The following is a 12,666-nucleotide window of genomic DNA, read 5'->3' on the forward strand; positions in this document are numbered from 1 at the left end:
ATGATAGAGGAAGAGGATGAGGAGGATAGCACCCGAGGAGGTTTTTTTATGAAGAAATTTATCATGGGACTGGTTTGCGGGGCCGCTCTGGCTACTTCTGCTACCATTAACGCATCCAGTGAAATTCAGGCGCTGCTGTTTCCTGTCAAATTTCAATTTAACGGCGCGAGCAAGGAATTAGGCTCCCGTTTCTCTGCATTGAACTATGAAGGACATACGTATGTGCCGCTTAGGTTCGTAGCTGAAAATCTCGGCGCAGGGGCTGTCTATGATGCGAAAGCAGGTATGGTTTCTGTTGTTTCGGAGCCGAAGGACGCGGATGAAGCACAGCATAAAATCTGGGCGGTCAAGTATCGCCTGGAACGCGGAATGGATCAAAAAGAAGTAAAAGCGGTGCTTGGCGATCCGTCTTTTATGACTTTGATCGAAAGCTCGAAGCAGCAAGTGTGGCGTTATGATTTTGGAGCTCAAGCGGACTACCTGTACGGAGGATTGAACGCCGATGTAGAGGGAATACGCCGGGGGGACCTCGAAGCACAGCTGTTTATCAATTGGAATTCCAGCGGTCAAGTCGACCGGTATGAACTGTGGAGCACTGCTGTATCCGGCAACGGAACCGGCAGCGTGTCAAGCTATATCGTTTATCCTGACGGCTCTATTGGAGGCTCAGCGGCAGACTAAATAAACAGCCGGTATCCCTTCAAGGAGCCGGCCATTGTTTTATGAATTCCGGATATCGAAAATTTGGATATTCTGTGTATATTAAGTTCAAACCGCAACTTGTAAGCGCTTTTTTCGTATAAAAAGGTATTATTTTCTTTTTTTTAGAAATGTAGGTGATGAGTTGAACTCCATATTTTTTCCCAAACCTCTTTTTATTGCCGTCGTTGTAACGCTAACTTTGTTTCTTATAGTTATTGGAGTAGGGTTCAGGAAGGACAGTACCCGAATCATGCATGCGGTCAGCTGGGATCGGGTCAAGGCTTATCAATATGAAAAAACGCCCGGGCTTAAAAGGGCAGAGGAGCTGGGTTTGACCAGAAGCTATCAGATTGAGATGCCTGTACCTGAAACGGACCTGATTTTATCCATTTACGAGGTTTGGTACAACAAAGAACACGTTTATTTTTTCTACAGCTTTGAGCGGACTAAAGGAAGCTTCGCCAAACATTTGAAGGACCGTGAAGCGCCTGTTTTATCGTTTCGGGCGTTTTTATCCGACAGCACGGAGGATACCGATACCGCCGGCAATGCGTCTTACCCTTTGAACTGGCCATCATGGGAAGGAGCGCAGCATCAAGGGAAGTTCCATCAAAGGCTGGCGGTGGCCCCCTTTATTGAAGAGGATCAGGTTCTCGTATCCAGAATTGAGGAGATTGTGCTGAAGCAAGTCTTGGTTCAGTGGGGAGACCATACGTACCCGCTTGAAGATATACGGCTGCCGTTGCATATTGACCTTACCACCGGGCAGAACGAGACGGTACCGCTCTGGCATAGTGAATGAATTTGCCGAATGTGTATAACTTCCCCAAGCCCTGGAAAGGATAAATGCGATTTATCTCAGGACAATACCAAAAGGGGTTGGCCCACATGCCTTATGCCGACATCAACGGAACCAGGCTGTACTACCAGGTCAAAGGACAGGGTGTGCCTATTCTGTTCTTGCACCCGCCCTTGATGACGGGACTCACGTTTGCTTATCAACAACATCAGCTTGCGGATCAATTTCAGGTGATCACTTTCGACATCCGCGGCCACGGCAAAAGCCCTTATTCCAGGCAGTCCGTTACATACTCGCTTATAGCCGAGGATATACGGCAGCTGATGGATGAATTGGGGATTCCAAAAGCGTACCTTTGCGGATACTCCACCGGCGGTTCGATAGCGCTGGAGGCGATGCTGAACTACCCTGATCGCTTCCTTGGAGCCATTCTTGTCAGTACTATGTCGGAGGTTAGCACCCCTGTTCTCAAAATGCAAATTTGGCTGGCCTCCGCTCTTACGGCGGCAAGAGTTAAACGTTTGCTTGCGGCCGCCATTTCAGCCGGCAATGCCGACAGCCTGCAAACGTATAAACAGCTGTACGGATCCTCCATGCAAGGGGATATCCGGAACATGTATCAATATTATCGCTTCAGTGCGAAATACAATTGCACGAAACGCCTGAAAGAGGTCCGCGCCCCCATCCTGCTCTTATTCGGGCAAAAGGACAAGAGATTCAAGCGTTATGTCCGCATTCTCCATAGGCAATTGCCGGTGAGCTCGCTTTATATGCTGGAAAATGCCAGGCATCAGCTCCCGACGAAAGAAGCGCAGCGCATGAATGACATCATTCGTACATGGGTTGCGCGCCAGCAGGAAGAAGCCAGCCAAAGCCGTGCTCTCTGCCCGGACGGGGGACTGCCGTACTTGGCAGAAGAGATGATGACGGTAACTGAACCGGAGGAAACACATATTTAGCCAAACGAGCGCGCTATGTGACTCTTCCTGTGGAATAAATGGCCATCGGACCGTTCGGAGACTGCCGAATGGTCTTTTTAGCTTTTCGTCCGTTTTTTCCTGAGTCCTCTTACCAAAATCGACTTCATAAGCTACAATACTTTGTACAAGCCCTTGTCAAGGAAGCTGCGAAGGCGAGGAGGTTAACAAGACGGTTATGAACCGACATCGCATAATCGAAGAGGCAAGAAGTTATGTAAAAAAAGAATTGGAGCGCGACAGCAGCGGCCACGACTGGTGGCATATCGTACGGGTAGCTGGAACGGCCAAGCGGCTTGCCGCTTTGGAACAGGCGGATGTCTTTATCTGTGAGCTGTCAGCACTGCTGCATGATATTGCTGATGAGAAGCTGAATCCGGACAAGGAAGCGGGGCTTAGCAAGGTTGAGCAGTGGCTGGAAGAAGCCGGGGTGGATGTCCGTCATCGTCAACATGTGATGGAAATTATCTCCACGATGTCCTTCAGGGGAGGCCGTGGTCAGCCGATGTCCACGCTGGAAGGACGCATTGTTCAGGATGCCGACCGGCTCGATGCCATCGGCGCGATCGGGATTGCGAGGACGTTCGCCTACGCCGGATGGAAAGGTCATGCCTTGCATCACCCGGAGCTTCCTCCGCGGGAGCATATGACCAAAGAGCAGTACAGGAACGAACCAGGAACCGCAATCAACCATTTTCATGAAAAGCTGCTGAAGCTGAAATCGTTGATGAACACAGAGGCCGCACGCGCGTTGGCGGAAGAAAGGCACAGCTTCATGAATCTGTTTTTGGAGCGATTCGATCAGGAATGGTATCTGGGAGACGATGTATCTTCCCGGTTTTCGCCGTCCGTACAAGCTGGAGATTGGAGCGGATATAGGACACATGTGGTTTTCGGACCGTCAGCACGCGGGGCGGTGAAGCTGGCACTCCGCAGCCGTCCGCAGGAGTCGGTCATCAGCCTGGATGATGATTTGATGCATGGACCTCTGGAAGGCGTTGGAGGACCGTCACGTTTGGCATGGTGGAAGCAGTTTCTGAATGAAGAAGATCGAGCTGATATGATCCCGGCACTACTCAAACATTTCATGTTGTGGCAGGGATGGCCGCGCCAGATCAAAGGCTCCGTCGTTTTGTGGGCGGGAAACTCGGCGACCGAGCAAATAGGGCTTCGCTATGCGCTGGCCGCTTTGCCTGAGGATATCCCCGTATCCGTCATCGATGTCACTTCCGAGCTGCATCGGCTCTACCCCGACAGGGATTATCGCAGCGCAGCTCAGGCTTCACCGGGTCAACTGGCCGGGCTGGCGGACAACGCCGTCTCTTTATCCGGCCGGGATAGAGCGGATCAGATCAAGGATTGGAACCGGCTTGTCGCCGACGGAGGGCTGCTTCGCATCGTGGAGAATGGATCGGTACGTACTGTGGACGAGGGTTACTTTGATGCGCTGATCTTGGAAACTGCACACCGGCTCCTTTCGAACAGAGACAGCGAGCTGAAAGCGGCCCGTCTGGTCGGTGAAATCATCGGCGTCTTGGATCAGCCCGTATCCGACACGTACATCGAATACCGCCTGCGGAAGCTGTTGGACCAGGGGCAGCTGGAGTATACCGGCTCTTTGCAAGCGATGAGGTATTACAGCGTAAAGCTGGCCACGTAACGGCATGCTGCAAGCCTTCCGGCTGGATGTACCGGAAGGCTTATTCCAAACGGAAGACGGATACCCGTATGTGAATCAGCCGGCTATCGCGCGGCCCGATTATTTCGGCGGTTGATCTCCGGAGGTCTTCTCATTGTTTCCGTTGAACAGGGTTTCCGTCAAAACCTTCAATTTATCCATCAGCTTGCCGTAGCCGAAGCCGACCAAAAAAGCGATGCCGATTTTCGCTTCCATCGAGGTGCCGGTTTGCAGCAGCATGATGCCGCTTTGGAACAGCACGATCGTCATTACCGCCGCTCCCGCGCATTTAATCGGCCTCAGCAAATACCATAAAATCCAACGATCCGATATTTGATCATAAAACGCGTGAAACAGTCTCATGGCGTACAGGGTGCCCCCGATCGCTCCGGCAAGCGCGTAGTATACGTATTCTTCCACCGCCCGCAGCTCGACGCCGAGCCAGTGGACGATTGCGCCGCTTTTTATCATTCCGCCCATCCAGAAGCTCCCCATAAACCAAACCAGCATATACAGAAGCAGGCCAAGCTTGTACCATTGATCTCTGGGAAACATCTTATCGCCCTCCCGCATAGATGTATATCAGCTTATTCCCAAATAAGCGAAAAGGTGCAGGCCGTTGTACATAGGCATTATTTTAAGCGTTATCCCATAGATCTAGAGAACTACAAGAGAATAAAGTCAAGTTTTAACCATTATTTTATGTTTTTTTTTGCAGGAATTGCTCAGGTATTTGTGGAAGAGTAGGTAGCGCTCACTCTCATAAATTGCCTATTTTCGTTCTTATTTTACAAAAGGGATGTTGATTATTATGCTGGACAGTCAAAGTAACGAAGAAGCGGGAGGCTTGGGAAAAAGCGTAAAAAGGGAGAGGGACCAAAAACCGTCCAAGGCGCAATATATCATGGCATCCAAGCAAAGAAGCCGGGAGGCTCGCCTCAACCCTGACACCATTCCCGTTTTTAAAGAAAAGTTGTCGACGTCCGAGCTGAACCGCAAATTGAGCGAGTATGAGAACGTGCTGGCCGTCGTTCGATTCTTTGTGAAGAAACTGCTGCTGTCTTCCAAAGGAAATCCGATTTTAATCGTCATATCCGATGAAACGGGAGTCATTCTGGACATGGATGGGGATGAGACGATTAAACAGACGGTCAATCAGCTCGGGATTCAAATCGGTGTTCGGTTTACCGAGGAATCATGCGGGACGAATGTGATTAATCTGAGCCTCAAAGAACGCCACCCGGTAGAACTGATCGGCCAAGATCATTACCACACTTATTTTTTCACCCACGCTTGCTATGCGGTTCCTTTTCATTATAGAGATCGCAATGACCTGCTCGGAACGATCTCCATCATGACCTCGATTGATCTGGCCAACCCTTTTTATTTGACTCTGCTTGATTTGGCTGTCGATTCGATTGAACGCGAGCTGCTTCTGATTAAGCAGAACCAAAGGCTGAACATGTTGAACCAAATCATGATCAATTCCACCCGCAACGGCATCATCATGACGGACAAAGAAGGCACCATTGTGGAAATGAACGAAATCGCCGAACAATTAACTGGCTTAAGGAAAGGCTTGAACCGACATCAAGTTGTGCGTATGTTCAGTCCTATGGGACAATACATATCGGATGTTATCGAAAAAGGAAGCAAATACGAGAACATTCAGCTCATCCTCGAAAGAAACAGGACCAAATCGAAATTTGTCTGCTTGTTTGATGCGATCCCGATATATGACGAACATTACCAGATTATCGGAGCCATCGGCCAGTTCAGAGATGTGACAAGGCTATACGAGGCCGAAGAAAAATATAATCATTTGGCTTATCACGATGACTTGACGGGATTGCCGAACCGCAGAAATTTTTATAAGCAGCTTGGTGAAATGTTTGAGACGGCCAGACACAACGACAGCCGGTTCGCTGTCCTGTATATTGATCTCGACCGGTTCAAAATGGTCAATGATACGTTTGGCCATCAAAACGGAGATATGCTGTTGTGCGAAGCCGCCGACCGTCTGAAGAACGGACTCCGCACCGGCAGCTTCCTCTCTCGGATGGGCGGAGACGAATTTACGATTATCGTACCGCTAGGTTCCGAACCGGAGGCGGCCGTCCTTACGGCGAAGACCATCTTATGCAACTTTGAACGCAGCTTTATGATCCAGGGGCAGGAATTCCATATTTCTGCGAGCGTCGGCATTGCTTATTACCCGGATGACGGACAAGATGCGGAAACCTTAATGATTCACGCCGATACGGCTCTTTATAAAGCCAAGGAAGCAGGACGAAATACGTATGTGCTGTACGCACCTTCTATGGACCAGTCGTCCCATGAGAGATTGGCGCTGGAGAATGCACTTCGCAAAGCAGTGGAGAGGGAGGAATGGGTTCTTCACTACCAGCCGCAAATCGATATGAATACCGGCCAAATCGTCGGCGTGGAAGCGCTGATTCGTTGGAAGCATCCCGTGTATAAGCTGATTCCCCCAAGCGAATTTATACCTCTTGCCGAAGAAACGGGGTTGATTGTTCCGATCGGCGAGTGGGTCTTAAAGGAAGCTTGTTTGCAAAACAAGCGCTGGCAGGATTCGGGCTTTCCTAAGATACGGATCGCCGTCAACTTATCGACAGCACAATTTATGAAGAAAAATTTGTACAAAACAGTAGAAAAAGTACTTGAGGAAACCGGACTGGAGCCGCAGTATTTGGAACTGGAAATCACCGAAACGATGACCATGGATGTGGAAAAAGCGAGTGCGATATTGGATGAGCTAAGCGGGCTCGGCATCCAAATCAGCATCGACGATTTCGGTACGGGCTACAGCTCCCTGAATTATTTGAAGCAATTTTCGATCCACCGCCTGAAAATTGACAAATCTTTCATCAGGGATATCATAAGCGATGAGAGCAATGCGAGGATCGTAGGGGCCATTATTGCCATGGCCCATCACTTGGGCTTGCATGTGATCGCCGAGGGTGTCGAGACGCGGGAGCAGATGTCTTTTTTGAAAGAGCAGAAGTGTGATGAGATCCAGGGCTATTATTACAGTCCTCCCCTGCCTGCTGAGGAATTGAAGACAAAATACTTTAAAAGCGTCACAGTCTGATATAGGAAGGTGTAACCATGCGATTGTCGCAAGTATTGGCGAACAATGTGAAGGAATGGGGGATCAATCACGTATTTGGCATACCCGGAAAATCCATTTCCCCCTTGATGCTCGATTTTGACAGCGCGGGTGTGGAATTCGTACTGACCCGACACGAAGCAGGAGCGGGCTTTGCAGCGGCGGGCTACGCGTTGGGCAACAAAAAACTGGGAGTGGCCATAGGAACGTCCGGGCCGGGAGGGACTAATCTGCTGACTGCGGCCGGCCAAGCGAAGGCTTATAACCTGCCGCTGCTGATTATTACAGGTCAGCCTTCGGCTGCGGAATCGGGCAAAGCATTAGGACAGGATTCCAGCAGCTTCGGTACCGACTTGGTCAAAATGTTTGAACCGGTTACGCTGTTCAGTGCCAGAATCGAACGGCCGGACCTCGTCCCCCTTTATGTTCAACATGCTCTAGAGAAAGCCAAAACCGGCGTTAAAGGACCGGTGCACCTTTGCATTCCTTTTGATGTTCTGATGGCGCAGGTCGAGCCGTTCACGATTCATCTGCCCGATCATATTCCTCAGATGATCTCGGCTAATGTGGAAGAAGCCATCCCGCTGCTGAATGCCGCCAAAAGGCCTGTGCTGTTCATCGGCAAAGGCGTGATGGCTGCGGAAGCCTACGATGAAATCCGCATATTGGCCGAACACTGGAACATCCCGGTCATTATGACACCCGGCGGCAAAGGGGCCTTTCCTACAAATCATCCGCTCAGCCTTGGAAATTTTGGGCTTGGAGGTACGATACAGGCAAACGACTACATGAAATCAGGCGTCGATCTGTTAATTGCGGTAGGGACGAAACTGAGCGATATGACCTTGTCCGGGTTTACGCCCCAAATGATGCCGAAGCAGGTTATTCATTTTGATTATGACGTGACCTTTGTATCCAAAGCGCTTCCGGTTCCAACCTGCGTCATTCTCGGGGACGCCAAGACGAATCTGGCGAGGTTGATTGATCTGGCTGCTGCAGAGGTACAGGTCTATGAAGCGGCCGCGACAGCGGAGCTGGATGTGCCGCCCAAGGAATTGGGGGAGACACACGTTCTCTCTGCGGAAACGGCGATTCTGGCCCTTCGCTCTTCTTTGCCGGACGATGCGATTATATTCGGAGATGACGGCAGTCATACCTTCTACGCGATTCGCCATTATGATATTCGCATCCCGGGCACATTTTATTTCGACGATGTCTTCGGCGCCATGGGTCACGCCATCGGCTACGCCGTCGGAGCCAAAGCGGCTTTGCCGGATCGTACGATCGTGTGCCTGACCGGGGACGGGTGCGCCATGATGCACGGAATGGAAATTGCCACTGCCGTTAACCACCGGCTCCCGGTCGTGTTTGTTGTCATGAATAACGGTAGACTGGACATGGTCGACAAAGGTATGTCCTATAATACCGGACGCAGTGTAGGCGCGGTATACGAAACGCCTCTGGATGCCGCCATGTTCGCCCGTTCCTTAGGGGCAACCGGCATATGCTGCCGAACCGCCCAGGAGATCCGGGATGCCGTAAGAACAGCGCTGCATTCGCATGGTCCTACCGTCATTGAGATCATAGTTGACCCCAATGAAATCCCGCCCATTTTAACCAGACTGTTAACCTTGGAATAACCTTGGCAAGAATCTTTTTACGGTTGAAAGGAGTATGATTATGGCAGACGAAAGGTATGAGCAAGGGTTGGAGGTTTTAAAAGAAATGACGGGGGGAAAGGAGTTCCCTCCGTTAGAAGCGATTCATAGCTTCTATCCGGGATTCGCTGAATTTATCGTCAGCAACGGCTTTGCGGATATTTACAGCCGTCCCGGACTGGATATCAAGCAGCGCGAGCTCATTACCCTGTCTTCGTTGATCACGCAAGGGGCCGTGGATCAGCTCGACTTTCATATTCACGCCGCTCTGAATGTGGGACTCAGTCCTAAGGAAATAGTGGAATTGGTCCTGCACTGCTCGGCATACGCGGGCTTTCCCAAAGCGATAGCCGCATTGGGCGTAGTGATGCGTATTTTCAAAGAAAGAGAAGTTCAAATCTAAAACCTCCCCAAGCAGTGCCTGCGGGAGGCTCGAGCCGGAGGACGCTTGAAGAAGCGTCCTCTTTATTGTTGTCAGGACTGCAGCAAGGGTAACGTAATCGTCATGGTGGTTCCCGCATATTTATCCGAGGTAATGTCAATCGTTCCCCCGTGATTCTCAATAATCCGATAGCTGACCGACAGCCCCAGCCCCAGCCCGTTTTCTTTGGTAGTGAAAAAAGGATTCAGAATTTGGCCAAGCTCGTCCTCATCCAGGCCGATGCCGTTATCCTCGATCCGGATTTTCACATAATTCAAATCGGATTCCAACGAAACCAGAATCATTCCTTTCTCATCAACGGCTTCTAACGCATTCTGCAGGATATTAATCAGCACTTGCTTGATTTGGAGAGGATCGGCATGCAGCATAATGGGGTTGTTCTCGTGGAGAAATTGTGCAGAAACATTCTTGATAATAAATTGGCTTTCCATAAAAAGCAGTGTTTCTTGAACCAGCTCCTGGATGTTGAATAGCTTACGGTCGGGAAAGCTTGGCTTGGCCATCAACACAAACTGGGAAACCAGCTTGTCCAACTGCAGCAGCTCATTGTAAACGATTTCAATATATTTTTTTTCCTTGGTGGCCGGGTTTTCACTGGTTTTGAGTATTTTAATAAAGCCGATTATGGAAGTCAACGGATTGCGGATTTCATGTGCCAGACCGGCAGCCAGCTTGCCGATCACGGAGAACTTCTCCGCCGTGATGACCTGCCGCTCCAACAGGAAGCGCTCCGTGATGTCACGAAACTGGGCGTAGGCGCCGATGACCCTGTTTTTATCGTCGTAGATCGCATAGCTGTCAAACTGGCATACGATGCCTCCGTTTTGAATATTACCAAAGGTTAATTCCACGTTCTCGTAAGATTGGCCGTATTCGAGCACTTTGTACATGTATTTTCCGAACGGTTGTATGTCAAATATAGAGCTTCCGATCAGGTCCTGTTTTTTGCAATTGGCAATTTGCTCGGCAAAGGGATTGCATTCGGAAACTCTTCCGTAAGGATCGGTGATAATGATTCCGTGCCGCATATTTTTAATGAGAATCCGGTTCAACAGATCGAGCTTTTGGTTGTTTCTTGAAAGCAGAAGCTCTCGTTCAATGGAGTCCACGATATTGGAAAGCAGGGCGATAAAAACCGGGTTTTGGTGGTCGATTGTCGTCAGCAGGGATATGGTGCCCGACAAATGATGGCTTCTGGTGAAGTGAAACGGGACGCTGTAGCAAGCCAAATGATGCAAAGCCTCGTGATAATGCTCTTGACCGACCAGAGAAACGGGTGATCGTTCCGTCAAGGCCATATGAACCGAATTGGTTCCCATGGATTCTTCCGTGTACTGGATGCCTTTGACGATTCCAAGGTCGGTTACGGTCTTCTTGATTAATTGATCGCCGTACATCTCCAATATATAACCACTTTCATCCGTAAGGACCAACAAAAGAGGCGTGTTGTTCAGCAGATGCATGATTCGACCGGCAAACAAGCTCATGACGGATAGGAGTTCGTCAAACCTGATCCTTCTGTTTTGCAGCTCGGCCGGCGTCAATTTTCCGGAAGGCTTTGGAATCATGACGGGGTTCAATCCGAAGGTTTGGCATCTTTTTTTGGATGCCGATATACGTTCCGAAAGGTTAATCATAAGTTACCTTGGCTCCTAAATTTTGGAATTCTTTACAGATTGGAATCAACTCTTACATGATATATCAGGGAGTCTAAAAATGTTGTCTATTATTGTCGGCTGTATAACTTTTTTTGCTCCGCACCAAGGTCCATTTTTATGCTGCTAACAGCCTATAAAAGGGAATATCGGCATGCGAAAATGTTACTTGCTTCGGTAATATTTGAACGCTTGCTCCGCCTTGAGGCATGGTACCGTCCTATAAGGCGGTTTTCTTTATGTGGAAAAAATTTGGTGCCGCGGTGAGAAAAGGTTATACTGTAGAGAAAACAACTTTAATGATGGAGGATGCTCTATGGTTCCTACAAAAGAACAGTTGGAGAAGTACGCGGCGTTGGCTGTGCATGTGGGTGTGAACGTGCAGAAAGGGCAGACGCTGGTTGTGAACGCACCGCTTCAAGCAGTCGAACTGGTAAGGCTCATTGCCGTCAAAGCTTATGAAGCCGGAGCCAAACATGTGCATGTAGAGTGGAACGACGAGCAGCTCGCGCATATCAAATATAAGCTGGCTCCTGTGGAGGCTTTTCAGGAATATCCGATGTGGAAGGCTCAGGGATTGACGGAGATGGCGGAGAACGGAGCGGCGTTCCTTTCGATTTATTCACCCAGCCCGGATCTGATGAAGGATGTGGATCCCGACCGGATCTCAGCCGCCACGAAAACGAATGCTTCGGCCTTGAAAACGTACAAAAGTTATATCATGGCGCATAAGGTTGCGTGGTCGCTCATCTCGATCGCTACCGATCAATGGGCGCAAAAGGTATTTCCGGATCTGCCGGCGGATGCCGCTGTGGAAGCGTTGTGGAACCGCATATTTGAGGCGACCCGTGTGAATTTGGAGGATCCGATCGAGGCGTGGAAAAAGCACAATGCGCACCTGGCACAAACCGTCGAGCTGTTAAATAACAAACGGTATAAGCAGTTGATCTACGAAGCGCCGGGCACGAATCTGACCGTCGATCTGCCGGAGAAACATGTATGGCTGGGGGGAGCCAAAGAGAATGCCAAGGGGGTTTGGTTCAACCCCAATATGCCGACGGAGGAGGTGTTTACCATGCCTCATAAGGATGGCGTAAACGGGGTGGTGCGCAGCACTAAGCCGCTGAATTACGCCGGACAAATCATCGACGGATTTTCCCTTACTTTTAAAGACGGCAAGGTCGTGGATTTTTCGGCCGAAACGGGTTACGATGCGCTAAAACGGCTTCTGGACACGGACGACGGAGCAGGCCGTTTGGGTGAAATTGCGCTGGTGCCGCATCAATCGCCCATCTCGAATGCCAATCTGATTTTCTATAATACGTTGTTTGATGAGAATGCCTCCAGCCATTTGGCTTTAGGGCAAGCCTACCAGGTGAATCTTCAAGGAGGCACCGGGATGTCCGAAAAGGAGCTCTCAGACAACGGCGCCAACACCAGCTTAGTCCATGTGGATTTTATGATCGGTTCCGGGGATATGAATGTAGACGGATTGACCCCGGACGGCCGCCGGGAACCCCTGATTAGAAACGGGAATTGGGCGGTGTAGGTTTAGCCCGCCGTTGATCAACCGCAAATGAAAAGGACGAAGCAAAGCCGCATGCGCTTCGCTTTCGTCCTTTGGT

General features: G+C 50.0%; 10 protein-coding genes. 8 read left to right on the plus strand and 2 right to left on the minus strand.

Annotation, left to right across the window (positions count from 1 at the left end):
• Positions 1-48 precede the first annotated feature (48 nt).
• The 4 genes from NR121_RS05185 to NR121_RS05200 all read left to right on the plus strand — a co-directional run bounded on the left by NR121_RS05185 (position 49) and on the right by NR121_RS05200 (position 4,138).
• Positions 49-681: a stalk domain-containing protein gene (locus NR121_RS05185; protein WP_054820152.1), complete on the plus strand. Its 633-nt coding sequence runs from the start codon at positions 49-51 to the stop codon at positions 679-681.
• Between the two features lie 163 nt (positions 682-844).
• Entirely contained in the window at positions 845-1,504 is a 660-nt protein-coding gene (locus NR121_RS05190) for a hypothetical protein (RefSeq protein ID WP_171005975.1), read from the plus strand.
• An 86-nt stretch (positions 1,505-1,590) separates the two neighbouring features.
• Positions 1,591-2,460 (plus strand): alpha/beta fold hydrolase, encoded by an 870-nt coding sequence (locus NR121_RS05195; RefSeq protein ID WP_062410669.1) that lies wholly within the window; start codon positions 1,591-1,593, stop codon positions 2,458-2,460.
• Positions 2,461-2,656: 196 nt separating this feature from the next.
• The gene (locus NR121_RS05200) at positions 2,657-4,138 is read left to right on the plus strand and encodes a DUF3658 domain-containing protein (protein ID WP_082660946.1); all 1,482 of its coding nucleotides are present in this window, start codon (positions 2,657-2,659) and stop codon (positions 4,136-4,138) included.
• A 99-nt stretch (positions 4,139-4,237) separates the two neighbouring features.
• Here the strand turns inward: NR121_RS05200 and NR121_RS05205 are convergent, their stop codons facing one another.
• The gene (locus tag NR121_RS05205) at positions 4,238-4,711 is read right to left on the minus strand and encodes a hypothetical protein (RefSeq protein ID WP_054820158.1); all 474 of its coding nucleotides are present in this window, start codon (positions 4,709-4,711) and stop codon (positions 4,238-4,240) included.
• Positions 4,712-4,967: 256 nt separating this feature from the next.
• Here NR121_RS05205 and NR121_RS05210 point away from each other — a divergent pair, with 256 nt between their 5' ends.
• The 3 genes from NR121_RS05210 to NR121_RS05220 are packed head-to-tail and all read left to right on the plus strand — an operon-like array spanning position 4,968 to position 9,347.
• Positions 4,968-7,268: a putative bifunctional diguanylate cyclase/phosphodiesterase gene (locus NR121_RS05210; protein ID WP_082660947.1), complete on the plus strand. Its 2,301-nt coding sequence runs from the start codon at positions 4,968-4,970 to the stop codon at positions 7,266-7,268.
• A 17-nt stretch (positions 7,269-7,285) separates the two neighbouring features.
• Complete coding sequence (locus NR121_RS05215) at positions 7,286-8,926, plus strand: thiamine pyrophosphate-binding protein (protein ID WP_054819609.1); 1,641 nt, start codon at positions 7,286-7,288, stop codon at positions 8,924-8,926.
• 40 nt (positions 8,927-8,966) lie between these two features.
• Positions 8,967-9,347, plus strand: a complete 381-nt coding sequence (locus NR121_RS05220) for a carboxymuconolactone decarboxylase family protein (RefSeq protein WP_235594216.1) — start codon at positions 8,967-8,969, stop codon at positions 9,345-9,347.
• A 71-nt stretch (positions 9,348-9,418) separates the two neighbouring features.
• Here the strand turns inward: NR121_RS05220 and NR121_RS05225 are convergent, their stop codons facing one another.
• On the minus strand, positions 9,419-11,023 hold the full coding sequence (locus NR121_RS05225; protein ID WP_062410670.1) for an ATP-binding protein: 1,605 nt from the start codon (positions 11,021-11,023) through the stop codon (positions 9,419-9,421).
• A gap of 334 nt (positions 11,024-11,357) precedes the next feature.
• Here NR121_RS05225 and NR121_RS05230 point away from each other — a divergent pair, with 334 nt between their 5' ends.
• A complete protein-coding gene (locus NR121_RS05230; protein WP_054819613.1) occupies positions 11,358-12,590 on the plus strand; it encodes an aminopeptidase in 1,233 nt (410 codons plus the stop codon).
• The last annotated feature ends 76 nt before the right edge of the window (positions 12,591-12,666 follow it).

Origin of the sequence: Paenibacillus sp. Pae15, assembly GCF_024519685.1 — a bacterium.
Lineage (GTDB): Bacteria > Bacillota > Bacilli > Paenibacillales > NBRC-103111 > Paenibacillus_G > Paenibacillus_G naphthalenovorans.